Below are 16385 nucleotides of genomic sequence, written 5' to 3'. Positions count from 1 at the left end.
CAGTCACGATAAAACCCACGGCAGTAGCACGCGTTAAATTTTATTAACAATTGCGTAACATTAAGTGCAAGCTTATTTTACTCCTACTGCATACTTATGAGATTGAATAAACTGCTGACAATACACCTCCTCTGGCTAAGTGTACTGTTTGGGCCTGCTGCAGCTGTGGCGCAGGTGCAGCCCGCCACTGATACTGCAAAGGTAAAATCGGTTGACCCGGATGTTTTTGTACCTCCTGCCGACACGGTGCTCCCCGGGCAGAAAAAGCCTTTTACAGAAGCACAGCGCCTGGAAGGGGATAATAAGCGCTTCTTTAAGAGAGCTGTTATTCCGGCTGCGGTACTTATCGGTGTGGGTATTTATACTACCGGAGGCCGGGGCATTATAAACAGTCAGGATGTCTTTGACTACAGGACCAGGGTGTTTCCTGAATTTGCCACCAACGCCGATGATTTTCTCATGCTGGCGCCGCTGGCGGGTCTGTACGGTTTTAACCTTATATCATCGCAGAACCGGCACGAACTAAGCCGGCAAACCCTGCTGCTGATATCAGCCGGAACGCTTACCTCCGCCATCGTGTGGCCCACCAAGAAACTGACCAGCATTGAACGCCCGAACGGGAAGCCACATGCTTTTCCGTCGGGGCATACGGCTTATGCTTTTACCATTGCCACCTTCATGGATAAGGAGTTCCGCCATAAGAGCCCCTGGGTGAGTGTGGTAAGCTATGGTATTGCAGGTGGTACGGGTGTGCTGCGCGTGCTCAACAATGCCCACTGGATGTCGGATGTATTGGCCGGGGCTGGCGTTGGTATATTGTCAGTTAACGCAGTATACTGGATACATGCCAAGCTAACCGAAGGCGGCGGACTGAATACTGCTGTGGTACCTGTTGTGTTGCCAAACGGAAGTCCGGGTGTAGGGTTTTATGTGCAGTTCTGAGAACTAATATACCAGGTCGGGGCGCTTTTTCTGTAGCAGGATAAAGCGCCTTTTCTTTTATATCTTTACCAAATGCTCTTACCACGCTTCCTCCTGCTGCTGAGTTTTTTGTCTTTTATGGGTGCGGCCTCTTTTGCACAGGTGCAGGAAGTGCAGGGAATTGTGCGGGATGCCCGAACCCGTGAGGCGCTTCCGTTTGTAAGTATAGCAGCCAATGGTGGAGAGACGGGCACCACTACAAACCTGGATGGAGAATACAGGGTACTGCACAACCGCCCGATCACACGCCTTCGCTTTAGCTATGTAGGCTATGCTCCGCAGGTTATCTATCCAGACTCTTCACAGACAGTTAATGTGTACCTGCAGCCATCGGCAGCAAAGTTACAGGAGGTAGTCGTACTTGGCTCTGGTGAGAACCCGGCACACCGCATTATCCGGCTGGCCCGCCAGAACCGGGACCGGCATCGCCCCGAGAACCTGCAGGCCTACTCCTACCGCACCTATAACAAGTTTGTGCTCACAGCAACTGATGCCCGGGAACTGGACCTGAGCGACACATTGCAGCTCTCGCCACAGGACTCTGCTTACCTCAGGATGCGGAAGTTGCTGGATCAGCAGCACCTTTTCCTCCTGGAGAGCATTACAGACTATGCTTTTCTACAGCCGAACTTAACGAATGAAACAATACTGGCCACACGGGTATCAGGCTTGCAGCAGCCAAGCTTTGGTGTGGTGGCAGCCGAATCGCGTGATTTTTCTGTGTACGATGACATGCCGGTGTTTTTTGGAAAGCGCTACCTCAGCCCCCTGAGCACAGGCAGCACCCGCAAGTATGATTTTGTGCTGCAGGAAACCAATGTTGTGGGTCAGGATACGGTGTTCATTATCTCCTTTAAACCACAGCGGGGAAAGAACTTCGACGGACTGGAAGGGCTGCTTTACATTAACAGCGATGGCTGGGCTGTACAGCATGTGCTGGCGCAATCAGCCAGCGACGACAAGCGGGGTATAAAGCTACAGCAGCAGTATGAGCAGGTAGGCCCACAGCAACAGTGGTTCCCGACAGAACTGGATGTAGAGCTAAGCGTGGCGCAGTTTAATTTTATAGGCCACCAGCCCTACGCACACCTCCGTACCTATATCACGAACATCAACCTGAACCCCAATCTGCGCAGGTCCGACTTCGGTGTGGTTGCCCTGCAGCAGAAAGCAGATGCCCACCTGCAACCCGATGATTTTTACCAGGGCTATCGCCCCGACTCACTGAGTGTGCTGGAGCAACGCACCTACGAGCGCCTGGATAGTGTGGGCAAAGCGAAAAACTTAGACCGTACCATTCGTGTAATGGAATACCTGCTGGCGCAGCAGGTTCCCCTTGGTCCTGTCAGTATGGACCTGACCCGCCTGCTGCGGATTACTGCTTTCGAAGGGCTACGTTTGGGGATGGGAGCCCATACCAACAGTTCTTTTTCTGAGCGCTTTATTATCGGGGGCTACTGGGCTTATGGTTTCAAAGACGAAAAAGCAAAATATGGGGGAGATGCTGTTGCTATACTGCATCAGCCATCGGAGCTACAGCTGAAAGCCGCATTTTTTGAGGATGTGCTGGAGCCGGGCGGCAGGCGCTTCCCTTTTCAGCGGCGCAGCCTCCTGGGCGATGTCCGCCCTGCCCTACTGACCCGACTTGACTACACCACCCATAAAAGTATGGCCATGTCCGGTAGGTTGTTCCGTTACCTGCAGGCGCAGGCGATGCTCCGGCAGGAACAGCGCCGCTCTACCCTCGGTTATGTCGCTGCGGATGATGCGCCCCGGCACGCTTATAACCTGACCGAGGCCGTAGTGAGTTTCCGGTATGCCTACGGCGAAAAATTCATAGAGCAGTTCAACCAGCTCATGCCAATGGCCAACGAATACCCGGTGCTGTGGCTTCAGTATACCCGTGGCATCAACGGCTTACTGGATGGCGGGTACGGCTATAACAAGTACGATGTGCGGGCAGACTTCTCTTTCCGCCATCGCACGTTTGGCGAAAGCAGTTTCACCTTAGCCGGAGGATTAGTAGACGGCAGTGCCCCTATTGTGAGCCTCTACAATGGCTATGGCAGCTACAACCGGGAGTATTATATGTATGCGGGCGAAGGCTTTGAGACAATGCGGCCTTTTGAGTTCTTCTCGAACCGCTATGCGGCGCTCTTCTTTTCGCAAAACTTCGGAAAGCGCCTCCTGCGTACTCGTTTCTTCCAGCCAGACATGATAGTTGTGACAAACATCGGGTTCGGCCACTTAGAACAGCCGCTACAGGGCGCGCTGCCACAAGCAGCCTACCAGACGATGCAAAAAGGTTTCTATGAATCAGGACTGCTGTTGAGCAACATTATCAGCTCTCCTTTCACGGGTATCGGTGTCGGGGCACTATACCGCTACGGCCCTTACACCTTAGATAATGTAAAAGATAACCTGAAGATAAAGATGACCTTAACACTGGCCTTCTAGGAAACAGTTTTTTGGCGGTAGTGACTCCAACGAAGTGGGCTTTCCTGAGCAAATCTTTTTATTTGCTGTGGAGAGTCTGCCTGATGAAGTGCTATTACGGCTATTCCTTTTAGGGCAGGATGCTGAAAAGCAAAGCCCGCATTACTTCTCTTGCGAAGCAATGCGGGCTTTGTTGCTGTTTGAGCTGATGATTTTACTCGTGGTAGTTGAGAATTCGGTGTCCGCCGTCGAGCAGGTAAGTGTCGCGCTTATAGAGCTCTACATCGCTTTGCATCATATCCTCCACCAGGGCCTGTAAGTCATACTGTGGTTCCCAGCCCAGCTTTTCCTTCGCTTTTGTACCGTCGCCTATCAGCAGGTCCACCTCTGTAGGGCGGAAGTAGTTCGGGTCCACACACACGACCTGCTTTCCAATCTCCAGCTGGTACTCCGGGTTTGAGCAGGCGGCCACATAGCCCTTCTCCTCCACTCCTTCTCCCTTAAACGTAATCTCTATGCCTACTTCGGCAAAGGCCATCTTCACAAAATCCCGCACCGTCGTGGTCACACCTGTGGCGATAACAAAGTCTTCCGGCGTGTCCTGCTGCAGGATGCGCCACATGGCCTCTACATAATCCTTGGCGTGGCCCCAGTCCCGGCGGGAGTCCAGGTTACCCAGGTAGAGGCACTGCTGCAGCCCCATGGCTATTCTTGCCGCCGCTCTTGTTATCTTTCTCGTCACAAAGGTCTCCCCCCTCAGCGGTGACTCGTGGTTGAAGAGAATACCGTTGCAGGCAAACATGCCATAGGCCTCACGGTAGTTCACTGTTATCCAGTACGCATAGAGCTTGGCCACGGCATAAGGAGAGCGCGGATAGAACGGTGTGGTCTCTGACTGCGGTACAGCCTGCACCAAGCCATATAGTTCAGAAGTAGAGGCCTGGTAGATTCTTGTCTTCTCCGTTAGCCCCAGGATGCGGATGGCTTCCAGTATCCTCAGGGTACCGATACCGTCGGCATTGGCAGTGTACTCCGGTGTGTCGAAGCTCACCTTCACGTGGCTCATGGCCGCCAAATTGTATATTTCATCCGGCTGCGTCTCCTGAATAATGCGAATCAGGTTGGTGGAGTCGGTCAGGTCGCCGTAGTGCAGCTTCAGGTTGATGTTTTTCTCGTGCGGGTCCTGGTAAAGGTGGTCTATCCTGTCGGTGTTGAACATGGAACTGCGGCGCTTGAGACCGTGCACCATGTAGCCTTTGCTGAGCAGGAGCTCTGCCAGGTAAGCTCCGTCCTGACCCGTAATGCCTGTGATGAGTGCTGTTTTCATACTTCTTTCGCTTGTGAATACTGAATTTCAAATGATGAATGGCTTTGCGACTTGCCTGCCCCTCTTTTGCTCAGCCTTTTATCGTGTAAGGCGAGAAATCTAATCTATTAACTTGATTATACCGTCACGTGCTTCTCAATGAAATCGGCATAAGCCAGGGCTATACCGTCTTCAAGCGCTGTTGTATGCCGCCAGCCCAGGCCATGCAGTTTTGAAACATCCATGAGCTTTCGGGGAGTGCCATCTGGTTTTGAAATGTCGAATGATAGTTCACCTTCAAAGCCTACTATTTTCTTCACCAGCAGGGCCAGCTCTTTGATAGAGATGTCCTCGCCTGTGCCGACATTCACTAATTCCCTGCCACTGTAGCTCTCCATTAGAAAGAGGCATGCCTCGGCCAGGTCATCGGAGAAAAGGAACTCCCTGCGCGGACTGCCCGTGCCCCAGATAGTTACTGTTTTCTCGCTGTTTTCCTTTGCCTCATGAAACCTGCGGATGAGGGCGGGCAGCACGTGGGAGTTCTGCGGGTGGTAATTGTCGTTGTAGCCGTAGAGGTTGGTGGGCATCACGCTGATGAAGTCACAGCCGTATTGGTCTCTATAGGCCTCGCAGAGCTTAATTCCGGCTATCTTGGCAATAGCATAAGGCTCGTTCGTCGGCTCCAGTTCGCCTGTCAGGAGGTACTCTTCCTTCAGGGGCTGAGGAGCTAGCTTAGGATAAATACAGGAGGAACCCAGGAACATCAGTTTCTTCACTCCTGTCTCGTAAGCGGAGTGAATAACATTGGCTTCCATCATCAGGTTGTCGTAAAGAAATTCTGCCCGATAGGTGTTGTTGGCTAAAATGCCTCCTACCTTCGCAGCCGCTAAGAACACGTACTCCGGCTTCACCTCAGCAAAAAAAGTCCGTACTGCCTCCTGGTCCCGCAAATCCAGTTCTGAAGAACTGAGCATAATAATGTTGCCGTAGCCTGCCTTTTCAAGCTTTCGCACTAAAGCTGAGCCTACCATCCCACGGTGCCCTGCCACATATATCTTTGAATCTTTCTTCATTTAACCCAAGCCTGTTGATAGGCAGCAAATTTGATTGTAAGCGTGCAATTTCCTTTAAAATTGACACAACACAAATTTATTGTTTGTAAAGTGTAATTTGATATTGTTTAAGTATTATAAAAAGTTATCTCTGTTTATTTTTCATGATCTTAAATCTTAAGATGCTTAGGAGAGCCTAACTCTTTGGGTTAGAGAGGTCGCATTCTTCATGAGTAGTTCAGTAGAGGCACATTGTAAAAGTTTTCCTTCATGATGTCGATTATAGAGTGTTTAGCTTAGGATTTACAGGAGCCTTAAGGCTTTGGGAGCCTGTGAACATGCTATCTCGCTTCCTAAAGAGGAACCCAGATATTCAAATCTTAGTATATTGAGGAGACGCTTGAAATACACCTTATATGAAACTTCTTACCGCCGCACAGATCAGAGAAGCTGACGCTTTTTCCATTCAAGAGGAAAACATCTCTTCTCTGGAGCTAATGGAGCGTGCTGCAAAGGCTTTTACAGGTTGGTTCGAAAATAAATTCCTACCGATGGAGGAAGTTTTTATTTTCTGCGGCCCTGGAAACAATGGCGGTGATGGATTGGCAGTAGCACGTCTTTTACATGAGCGGAAGTACAAGGTGCAGGTGTTTATTGTAGGCGATACAGCCAAAGCCTCTAAAGATTTTAAGGCTAATCTTGACTGCCTGCCGGATGAGGTGCAGCCTCAGCGGATAGAAGAAGAGAAAGACATACCTGAGTTGCCGCTTATAGCCTGTGTTGTGGATGCGCTTTTTGGTACAGGCCTTACCAGGCCCCTCACGGGTTTGTATGAGGAACTGGTAGAGCAACTGAACAACAGCGGTGCCTGCATCACATCCATCGACATGCCTTCCGGCCTCTACACCGACAGCCAGACACCGGAAGGTAGCACTATCATTAAAGCAGACAACACCATCAGTTTTCAGCTGCCGAAGCTGGCTTTTTTTCTGCCGCAGCACGAGGAATATGTGGGGAACTGGCATACGGTGCCTATTGGCCTCAGTGAACGGTTTATTTCAGGAGCTGAGACATCGATGTGCTATATCAGCAGGTCTGATGCACAGCGGCTGCTGAAGCCCCGCAGAAAGTTTTCGCATAAAGGCACCTACGGACACGCGCTGCTGCTCTGTGGTGGCTACGGCAAGATAGGAGCAGCCGTACTGGCAGCGAGAGCCTGCCTGAGAAGCGGTGTCGGTCTTTTAACTGTACAGGCTCCGTCTGTAGGGTATACAGTGCTGCAGACGGCTGTGCCGGAGGCGATGACACTCACAGACCCCAACCGCAGGCATCTTTCAGACTTACCTGAAAACATAGATAAATTTGATGTGATTGGCGTAGGACCCGGTATAGGCACAGAGGCTCCCACCAAAACAGCTATCGGGCAGCTGCTGGCCACTTCTTCTCATCCTTTAGTAATAGATGCAGATGCCATCAACATCATTGCCGGCAGCGACCGCCTTAAAAAGCAGCTTCCGAAGAACAGAGTCATCTTTACGCCGCACCCTAAAGAGTTTGAGCGCTTGGTTGGCAAGGTAAAGAATGACTATGACCGCCTGCAGCACCTCCGTGAGTTCTGCCAGGAATATCAGTGCTATGTTACCTTAAAGGGCAGCCATACTGCTATTGGCACCCCTTCCGGGCAGGTATATTTCAATACTACTGGCAATGCCGGCATGGCAACAGGTGGCACTGGCGATGTGCTGACGGGCATTATCACAGCGCTGGTAGGGCAGCAGTACAGCCTGGAGGAGGCCTGCATCCTGGGGGTGTATGTACACGGGCTTGCGGGGGATCTGGCGCTGCGGACGGTAGGAGACATCGGTATGACGGCTTCGGATCTTATAGACCACCTGCCAAAGGCTTTTCTGTGCCTGCAGCAGCCTATGTCATAGCCAGGTAAACCAGGCCTGCATGTAACAACATGGCACCGTCTGCCAGCACGGCATAGTATATCCGAGGTTTCCTTTCAGAGGAAAGCGATATGACCATAGCGGCCCCCACGGCACTGCCTATCAAAGCCCACAGCACCAGGCCACTTTCGGTATTTAGTAAGAGCAGTACATACAGCAGCAGCAGCCCAAGGGAGAACAAACGGGTGTTTTGCACGCCGATCCATCCCGGAAAGGTAAGGGTGTTGGTGGTACGGTCGTAGTTGTAATCGCGTATATCGAACAGGAGGGCGAGGGCGAGTATGAACAGGAAGCGGCGTAGGAAGAGCCACAGCGCTTCTGTTTCCCACATCTGAACACCTGCATCCATCAAAGGAACCAACACTGTTACAGCCGCCCATACGTAAGCAATCAGGAATACTTTCAGCAGCGGGACACTCCGTAGCGGTTTTACTACCTTTGCCTTGTGCCTGACAGGTACGGTATATCCAATGGAGATTAGAGCGAGGTGCAGCAGAAACCAGATGTTTATATCCAGGTCAAAGCTGATGTATACAGCCGCAGCAGCAACAATACTTGCCAGCCCCACTCCTGCCAGTAACATCTTATTGCGCTGGCTCCAAGAGGCACCTTGCCTGCCGCCTTTTGGCTGTGGATAGCGCAGCACACTCTGTACGCTGCTCAGGTTGTAGGTGAAGAGTGTGGCCAGAAAAACAAAGGCAGCCAGAGGCAAAGACATGGGCACGTTTGCCAGCAGGTATGTTTCTATTGTCAGGCTGTAGGCACAGAAAGAGATAAACACATGGCTGTACAGCAATCCCTCTGTTACACGCTCCAGGAGTGTGTAAAAATCTGCTCTTGCTATGCTTCTTTGCTGCTTCATCCTATATGCCATTACGCAACTGGTCAGCCTTTATTTATCCGGCTTTAAAACAAAAAGCCCGGCACAGATATATCCACGCCAGGCTTAACAGGTAAAGTAAAATTACTAAAGCGCTTTCTCCTTTTTCTGAGGCTCGCCAAATGTGGTGTTGTACAGGTCTATGCTGTCCTGGATGATTTTGTAAGCATGCTCACGACCCAGGAATTGCTCTACAATTACTTCTTTGTGCTCCAATTTCTTGTAGTCTTCAAAGAAGCGGCGCATTTCTAACAGGGTGTGTGGAGGCAGCTCAGAGATATCGTTGATGTGGCGCACTGACATGTCATTGTTCGCTACAGCGATGATCTTGTCGTCTTCCTCGTTGTTATCGATCATCTGCATTACTCCAATCACCTTGGCGTCGATGAGGCACATCGGCTGCACATCGATAGAGCAGATCACCAGAATATCTAGCGGGTCTTTGTCGTCGCAGTAAGTTTGTGGAATAAAGCCATAGTTTGCCGGGTAATGTATCGATGAGAAAAGAACACGGTCAAGCTTCAGCATACCGCTTTCTTTGTCTAACTCATACTTCGCCTTAGAGCCTTTCGGAATCTCGATGATAGCTGATACTACTGCTGGAGCCTCCTCACCGTAGCTTACGCTATGCCATGGGTTGCTGTTATCCATATTGTTCTCCATATAAATTATCTTTAAGTTATTAAGCGCCGTCTGTTTTCTTTATCCGTCAGGCAATTAGGTATTTATTTCATGTATTCTTGTAAAGGTCTGCCTACGCTTCCGTTTGGCTCCTGTATGTAGAGCCATTGTGCAATAGTAGGGGCAATATCTGCAATTTCTGTTGGAGCAGTGCTTTCTCCCGGTTTAACGTTCCATCCATACCAGATAAGCGGTACATGCGTGTCGTAGTTGGAGTAAGATCCGTGGGTGGTGCCTTTGCCGTTGCCGTATCCCTCAAACCATCCTGGCTGCAACAGCACGATAACATCTCCGGAGCGCTGTGCATTGTAACCATTTTCTACGCGTGCCATCATCCCCTGGTTCCAGCTGGTGCCCTGCAGAACAGTTGCAGGAACTGCACGCATCACGGCCTCAAAACGCATAATATAATTTGCGACGCGCTGCTGTACGTCTGCTATATCCAGCTTTTTGCTGTCAATAAGCTTCCTGTTCAGGTACACCTGCTGATTCGTGTAGCGTTCTACCCAGGCGCCATTGCCGTACATCTTGTCCAGGTAAGCTTCCGTAGAATCTCTTATAGTGCCGGAAGTTGCCACGCCCGACGGAATGTTCATTGTTTGCAGGAAAGCGGGTACCTGTGCTGCGCCGTGATCGGAGGTCAGGAAAAACAGCACTTCGCCTTTTCCTACTTCATCTTCAATTTCCTGTATCAATTCTGCCAGCTCACTGTCTAAGCGTAACAATGCGTCCTGCGCCTCTACAGAGTTGGGTCCAAACTTATGGCCAATATAATCAATTGTAGAAAAACTGATGGCAAGGAAATCTGTATATGTTCCTTTTCCAAGGTTTTCGCCCCTTAAGGCTGCCAGTGCAAAATCCTTTGTGATGGTATTGCCGGCAGGAATAGAACGCAGCAGTTCATAATCTTTCTCCCGGATGGCAGGGATGTTGTGCGGGAACACAGGTTCCTGCTCCCCGGGCAGTGCCTCTTCCCAAGGCATATTGTCAGCGGTACTTTCTGTATACTGCTCTATCGGAAGCAATGTATTCCATGGCTGGCTCAGGTGTTTGTCCGGGTACTTCTGGTTATTGAACTCCTGCGCCCACTGAGGCAAGTCGTTACGGTAAAATGTGCTGGTTATCCAGTTTCCGCTCGGCGAGTCGAACCAGTAGGCTGTGTTGCCCAGGTGTCCTGCCGGTAGAATAGCGCCACGGTCCTTCAAGGCTACACCAATCACTTTAGAGCCCATGTTAGTTGCCAGGCGCAGTTCGTCGGTAATAGTGGTGGTCAGCAGGTTGGCAGGAGACATTTTGCCCGCCGTAGAAGCGCTTCCTACCGTGTTCACGGTCTCGTCTTCTACGCAGTACACCATTTTGTTCTGCTGCCGATTGTACCAATTGTTCCCGATGATGCCGTTGATGGCTGGCACACTTCCTGTGTACACTGAGGCATGGCCAGGGCCGGTATAGGTAGGTACGTAGCTGTACTGGTTATTTTTGAAGTTAAACCCTTGCGTTACAAGCTTTTTGATGCCACTATTGCCGTACTTGTCCCAGTAGCGGTACAGGTAGTCATATCGCATCTGGTCTACTACAATGCCTACTACTAGTTTTGGCTTTGGCAGCACATTCACCGTGTTCTGTTCACGCGCAGCTGTACTGCTTCCTGTGTTAGGTGTCTGTGCAGTACCAGCACATGCACTTATCACGAGTAAACATACCGCTGCTGCTTTTGCTGTGATGTTGCCCCTGTAAAGTTGCTCTGTCATTTTCTGTTCCTTTCCTGTTAATATATAACAGGTAATCCATGATCTGGTCTTTTAGAGCTGCTGCTGTAGTTATTTAATTATTTGTTAACCTTGATTGCACAGCTGCCCTAAAAAACAAACAGCGCCCACCTGCTGATGCGCGCTGCTGTTTAAAGCTGATTTTCTTTATTCTGATGCCAGCGCTTCTGCACCTCCCACAATCTCCAGGATTTCCTTGGTGATGGCAGCCTGACGTGTCCTGTTATAGGTTAACTTCAGCTGTTTCAGAAGCTCTCCGGCGTTTTCTGTTGCTTTATCCATTGCCGTCATACGGGCACCATGCTCAGAAGCGTTAGATTCCAGCACAGCTTTATACACCTGTATTTTCAGCGACTTAGGAATCAGTTCCTCAATGATCTGCTCCTTTGACGGCTCAAAGGTATAGTCAACTAAAAGGGCGGCTTTGTCTGTTGCCTCTGCCGGTTTGTCCTCTATTGGCAGGAACTGCTCCTGGCGCACAATCTGCGTAGCTACGTTCTTGAACTCATTGTAAACAAGGTCCACCTGGTCAAACTCTCTGGCCACAAAACCATTCATGGCACGCTCTGCCGCAGGGCGAACATTATCAAACGAAAGGTTTCCGAAGACGCCACTATAGTCTTCTATTACAGGCACACCTCTTTTTTTGAAGGCATCCTGCCCTTTTTTACCTAAAGCAAGTATGGTTACGTTACCTGCAGCAGCCTGGCTGCTGTACTTGCTGTTGATAAGGGCTACAACACCTTTCACAATGTTTGTGTTGAAAGCACCAGCCAAACCACGGTCTGAGGTAACAGCAATGATGAGCACGTTGTTCACCACATCACGCTTTTCAGAATATATGTTATTCTCAGAACCTTCTGTTTGCGAAGACAGGTTTGTCAGGATGCCACTCAGGCGCTGCGCATAAGGGCGCATACGCATGATATTATCCTGAGCACGTCTAAGCTTTGCAGCCGACACCATTTTCATGGCTTTTGTAATCTGCTGTGTCGAAGATACCGATGTAATGCGGCTTCTAACTTCCTTTAAACTTGCCATATTGTTTTATAAGCATAAAGTTAGCGGTTACAAGCCTGAAGCTTTTAACCGCTAACCCTGACTTGACTATGTCTATTTTCTGTACTTAGCGGACAGCTCTCTTGCCACCTGCTTCAGAGTGCCTGTTATCTGGTCATCCAGTTTACCGGCTCTTAAGGCATTCAGCACATCAGCGTGCTGTGCACGCAGGGTACGCTGGTAGTCTTTCTCAAAAGCTCTTACCTCGTTAACCGGAACATCATCCAGCAATCCGTTGGTAGCACAGTAAATAATGGCTACCTGGTCTTCTACCGCTACAGGAGAAAGCTGGGACTGCTTCAGGATTTCAAGGTTACGACGACCACGCTCAATTGTCAGCTTGGTAGACGCATCCAGGTCAGAACCGAATTTGGCAAACGCTTCCAGTTCTCGGAACTGCGCCTGATCCAGCTTCAGGGTACCTGCTACCTTCTTCATCGACTTGATCTGAGCCGAACCACCCACGCGTGATACAGAGATACCTACGTTAATGGCCGGACGGATACCTGCGTTGAAAAGGTTTGTCTCCAGGAATATCTGACCATCCGTAATAGAGATTACGTTTGTTGGGATATAAGCAGAAACGTCACCTGCCTGTGTTTCGATAATTGGAAGAGCCGTTAAAGAACCACCACCTTTTACCAGGTGCCTGATTGACTCAGGAAGGTCGTTCATGTTACGGGCAATCTCATCAGAAGCGTTTATTTTAGCTGCACGCTCCAGCAAGCGGGAGTGCAGGTAGAACACGTCTCCTGGGTATGCCTCACGTCCTGGAGGTCTTCTTAAAAGCAGAGATACTTCGCGGTATGCTACGGCCTGCTTCGAAAGGTCATCATACACCACCAATGCCGGACGGCCTGTGTCGCGGAAGAACTCCCCGATTGCAGCACCTGTAAACGGCGCAAAGAACTGCATTGGAGCAGGGTCAGCAGCAGATGCTGATACTACTACGGTATAAGCCATAGCACCACCTTCTTCCAACGACTTCACAATTTGTGCTACAGTAGAGGCTTTCTGGCCAATGGCTACGTAGATACAGAACACAGGCTCGCCTCTGTCGAAGTACTCGCGCTGGTTCAGGATAGTATCGATGGCTACTGTTGATTTACCAGTCTGGCGGTCACCGATGATAAGCTCACGCTGCCCACGACCGATTGGAATCATAGAGTCAATTGCTTTGATGCCCGTCTGCATTGGCTCGTTTACCGGCTGTCGGAAGATAACGCCTGGTGCTTTACGCTCCAGTGGCATCTCGAACAGTTCGCCGGCAACTGGTCCTTTACCGTCAATTGGCAATCCGAGCGTGTTTACTACACGGCCTATGATGCCATCACCTACTTTGATAGAGGCAATACGGTTTGTCCTTTTTACAGTGGCACCTTCTTTTATTTCGCTGTAGTCGCCAAGTAATACGGCTCCTACGTTGTCTTCTTCCAGGTTCAGCACAAGTGCCTGAAGTCCGTTTTCAAATTCCAGGAGCTCTCCAGACTGTGCCTGTGAAAGTCCATAGATACGAGCGACACCGTCACCTACCTGCAGTACAGTTCCTACTTCCTGTAGCTCTGCTTCAGAGCGGAAGTTAGATAACTGTTCCCTTAATATGGCTGATACTTCATCAGGTCTTACTTCTGCCATGATTATAGTTGATTAATATAGGAGTTGTCTTTAAAATCATTTTTTAGCTTGCGAAGACTATTCTTCACAGAGCTGTCTATTTGCTTGTCGCCCACACGAAGCACAAAGCCTCCGATAAGCGACGGATCAACTGATTCTTTCAGTTGAATTATTTTACCAGTTTCAGCAGTTAGCTGCTTGATAAGCTGGTCTCTTTGAGCCGGAGCAAGCGCAACAGCGCTTTTTACGGTTACTACCTGTATGCCTTTCAGTTCGTTATATTGCCTCTCAAATTCGGAAGCAATAGCTGTTAGCAGCGACTCACGGTTTTTCTTTGCAACAATGTCAAAGAACATTTGTGTCATTTGCTGCACTTTGCCGCCAAAAATGCCCCGCAATACCGCCAGCTTTTTGTCTGGCTTTATAACTGGGTTCGTAAGCAGTAATTCAAAATCTCTGTTCTGAGAAACGACACTGGAGAACAGCAGCATGTCCTGGTGTACCTGCTCTAACACTCCTTTCTCGTTCGCCAGTTCAATCAGCGACTTCGCGTATCGGGAAGCAACTCTAATATCTGACATAGTCTTTTTTATATAGCTGGTGCCTCTTACGCAAGTGGTGCACCATCAAGTAATTTTAGGAAAGTGTTACTTCGCTTACGTAGCTCTGTGCCAGTGCTTGCTGTGCCTGAGGGTCACTAAGTTCTCTTCTGAGAATACGCTCAGCAACTTCAATAGAAAGGGCAGCAGCCTTGCTTTTCACATCCGCAATGGCAGCACGCTTCTCTGTTTCTATCGCTTCACGGGCAACGGTTATCATGCGGGCTCCTTCTTCATTTGCCTTCGCCTTTGCCATCTCAACCAGGTTGTTACCTGCCTCTGTTGCCTCTTTCAGGATTCTGTCACGCTCCATACGAGCTTCTGCCAACAGCTTCTCGTTTTCAGCCTTCAGTCCTTGCATCTCCAGTTTCGCTTGCTCAGCTGCACTCAGAGCGCTCTCGATGGATGCCTCGCGGTCATTCAGCGCTTTCATGATAGGCTTCCAGGCGAACTTGCTAAGCAGGAACAGCACGATCAGGAATGTGATCGTCTGCCAGAAAATCAAACCTATACCCGGGGTTACTAATTCCATTGTTTTATAATTTGAAAATGAGTTCCTTTTTATTTGGCCTGTTGCCGCCGGAGCAACACTTCAGCCTCAAGCTGTTTAACTACAATACTACATTTTTGGACTCAGCGTCCAGACCATGCGTCTGGACGTGAGACCAAGACTTAAGCTGATTAGCCTAAGAAAGAGATTAGCAAGCAAACTACCACACCGAAAAGTGCAACACCTTCGATAAGGGCAGCAGCGATAATCATCGCAGTCTGGATACGTCCGCTAGCCTCTGGCTGACGAGCGATAGACTCCATGGCAGAGCCACCGATTCTACCAATACCCAAACCAGCACCAAGGGCTACTAAACCTGCACCGATACCGGCACCCATGATAGCCAGACCATAATCAGTCGCTACTGCTGCTGCTTGAAGCAAAATTGCTAATAACATAATTGTAGTTATATATAGTTAAAAAAAATAAAAATTCAGATTTAATGAGCTGCCTCGTGTGCGTGTTCTTCTTCGTGATGATGGTGCTCTTCAACTGCGCCACCAATGTACATCGCAGAAAGCAGGGTGAAGATATAGGCCTGCAGCAGCGCCACAAACAACTCTAGGAAGTTCATGAAAGTTGCAAAGGCTACGCTCAGCGGACCAACCGCCAGGCTTTGGAAGATAAAAATTAAGCTAAACAGCGACAGGATGATAATGTGACCTGCCGTAATGTTCGCGAAAAGACGAACCATCAGCGAGAAAGGCTTTGTCAGGATACCGATCAGTTCCACCGGAATCATGATAGGGGCCAGCCAGAACGGTACGCCTGGTGTAGCAAAAATGTGCTTCCAGTAGTTCTTGTTTCCGCTGAATACAGTGATAAGTAAAGTTAAGGTCGCCAGAATCAGCGTTACTGCAATGTTACCTGTTAAGTTGGCACCGCCTGGCATCAGGCCTAGCAGGTTGTTAAACCAGATAAAGAAGAATACGGTCAGCAGGTATGGCATATAGCGCTCGTACTTCGGACCAATATTTCCTTTGGCAATATCATCGCGTACAAAGATGATGATGGGTTCGAAAAAGGACTGTATACCTCTTGGCGCCTTGCCTGCATTCTTTTTGTAACGTGAAGCAATCGTCAGGAAAATTCCGAATAGCAGCGCCACACTAATGAACAGGGAAGCAACGTTCTTTGTGATGGAGAGGTCGTACAAGCCAGACTGATCTTCCAGCGGCTCCCCGGCCTGGTTAGCACGGTATATGTGCCCGTGCTCCAGCACATAGCCATTATAAGGAACTGTTTCGTGGTTGTCGTTATAGAAATTGTGAGACGAGAAAACTTTCAGTTCTCCTTTGTCTACCAGTATAACCGGCAGGTACAATACGGCCCCATCAGCGAAATGCCAGGTATAATCATCGGCAATGTGATGCGTAATCATGTCACCTGGCTTGAACTCTCCGCCTTCAACAGGTGCCTCAGCAAACGCAGTCAGCGTTAGGAAAGAAAACAATAGAACGAATAACCTCTTCATTAAGAATGATTTAGAAGTAATGTTTTAGAAGC

Annotated in this window: 14 protein-coding genes; 3 read left to right on the top strand and 11 right to left on the bottom strand. The window is 49.5% G+C overall.

Annotated elements, in window-relative coordinates; translation table 11 throughout:
* Nucleotides 1-96: 96 nt before the first annotated feature.
* Nucleotides 97-942 carry a phosphatase PAP2 family protein gene (locus ACYVB1_RS21430; protein WP_460925864.1) on the top strand — a complete coding sequence of 282 codons (846 nt, stop codon included), beginning with the start codon at nucleotides 97-99 and terminating at the stop codon, nucleotides 940-942.
* Between the two features lie 72 nt (nucleotides 943-1014).
* The gene (locus tag ACYVB1_RS21425; protein WP_460925863.1) at nucleotides 1015-3438 is read left to right on the top strand and encodes a DUF5686 and carboxypeptidase-like regulatory domain-containing protein; all 2424 of its coding nucleotides are present in this window, start codon (nucleotides 1015-1017) and stop codon (nucleotides 3436-3438) included.
* Nucleotides 3439-3631: 193 nt separating this feature from the next.
* Here ACYVB1_RS21425 and gmd read toward each other — a convergent pair whose 3' ends face one another.
* Both gmd and fcl read right to left on the bottom strand, forming a co-directional pair.
* Nucleotides 3632-4744: a GDP-mannose 4,6-dehydratase gene (gmd, locus tag ACYVB1_RS21420; protein ID WP_460925862.1), complete on the bottom strand. Its 1113-nt coding sequence runs from the start codon at nucleotides 4742-4744 to the stop codon at nucleotides 3632-3634.
* A gap of 116 nt (nucleotides 4745-4860) precedes the next feature.
* Nucleotides 4861-5796 (bottom strand): GDP-L-fucose synthase, encoded by a 936-nt coding sequence (gene fcl, locus ACYVB1_RS21415; RefSeq protein ID WP_460925861.1) that lies wholly within the window; start codon nucleotides 5794-5796, stop codon nucleotides 4861-4863.
* 395 nt (nucleotides 5797-6191) lie between these two features.
* Between fcl and ACYVB1_RS21410 the strand changes: the two genes are divergently transcribed.
* Complete coding sequence (locus ACYVB1_RS21410) at nucleotides 6192-7709, top strand: NAD(P)H-hydrate dehydratase (RefSeq protein WP_460925860.1); 1518 nt, start codon at nucleotides 6192-6194, stop codon at nucleotides 7707-7709.
* Here ACYVB1_RS21410 and ACYVB1_RS21405 read toward each other — a convergent pair.
* The 9 genes from ACYVB1_RS21405 to atpB form a co-directional block, all read right to left on the bottom strand.
* Nucleotides 7699-8589, bottom strand: coding sequence for a UbiA prenyltransferase family protein (locus ACYVB1_RS21405; RefSeq protein WP_460925859.1), 891 nt, complete (start codon nucleotides 8587-8589; stop codon nucleotides 7699-7701). The two genes, ACYVB1_RS21410 and ACYVB1_RS21405, sit on opposite strands and share 11 nt — an antisense overlap.
* Before the next feature lie 105 nt (nucleotides 8590-8694).
* Nucleotides 8695-9270, bottom strand: coding sequence for an inorganic diphosphatase (locus tag ACYVB1_RS21400; RefSeq protein ID WP_460925858.1), 576 nt, complete (start codon nucleotides 9268-9270; stop codon nucleotides 8695-8697).
* Between the two features lie 62 nt (nucleotides 9271-9332).
* Nucleotides 9333-11039: an alkaline phosphatase PafA gene (gene pafA / locus ACYVB1_RS21395; protein ID WP_460925857.1), complete on the bottom strand. Its 1707-nt coding sequence runs from the start codon at nucleotides 11037-11039 to the stop codon at nucleotides 9333-9335.
* A gap of 165 nt (nucleotides 11040-11204) precedes the next feature.
* Complete coding sequence (gene atpG / locus ACYVB1_RS21390) at nucleotides 11205-12098, bottom strand: ATP synthase F1 subunit gamma (RefSeq protein ID WP_460925856.1); 894 nt, start codon at nucleotides 12096-12098, stop codon at nucleotides 11205-11207.
* Between the two features lie 72 nt (nucleotides 12099-12170).
* Complete coding sequence (gene atpA, locus ACYVB1_RS21385; protein ID WP_460925855.1) at nucleotides 12171-13751, bottom strand: F0F1 ATP synthase subunit alpha; 1581 nt, start codon at nucleotides 13749-13751, stop codon at nucleotides 12171-12173.
* Nucleotides 13752-13753: 2 nt separating this feature from the next.
* Nucleotides 13754-14311, bottom strand: a complete 558-nt coding sequence (gene atpH, locus ACYVB1_RS21380; RefSeq protein WP_460925854.1) for an ATP synthase F1 subunit delta — start codon at nucleotides 14309-14311, stop codon at nucleotides 13754-13756.
* Nucleotides 14312-14366: 55 nt separating this feature from the next.
* Nucleotides 14367-14861, bottom strand: a complete 495-nt coding sequence (locus ACYVB1_RS21375) for a F0F1 ATP synthase subunit B (protein ID WP_460925853.1) — start codon at nucleotides 14859-14861, stop codon at nucleotides 14367-14369.
* Between the two features lie 149 nt (nucleotides 14862-15010).
* On the bottom strand, nucleotides 15011-15277 hold the full coding sequence (gene atpE, locus ACYVB1_RS21370) for an ATP synthase F0 subunit C (RefSeq protein WP_115568153.1): 267 nt from the start codon (nucleotides 15275-15277) through the stop codon (nucleotides 15011-15013).
* Between the two features lie 41 nt (nucleotides 15278-15318).
* Complete coding sequence (gene atpB, locus ACYVB1_RS21365; RefSeq protein ID WP_460925852.1) at nucleotides 15319-16353, bottom strand: F0F1 ATP synthase subunit A; 1035 nt, start codon at nucleotides 16351-16353, stop codon at nucleotides 15319-15321.
* Nucleotides 16354-16385 lie beyond the last annotated feature (32 nt).

This window comes from Pontibacter brevis (genome assembly GCF_054779655.1).
The sequence above is the reverse complement of the archived record's forward strand: the minus strand, read 5'-3'. Positions and strand labels throughout refer to the sequence as shown.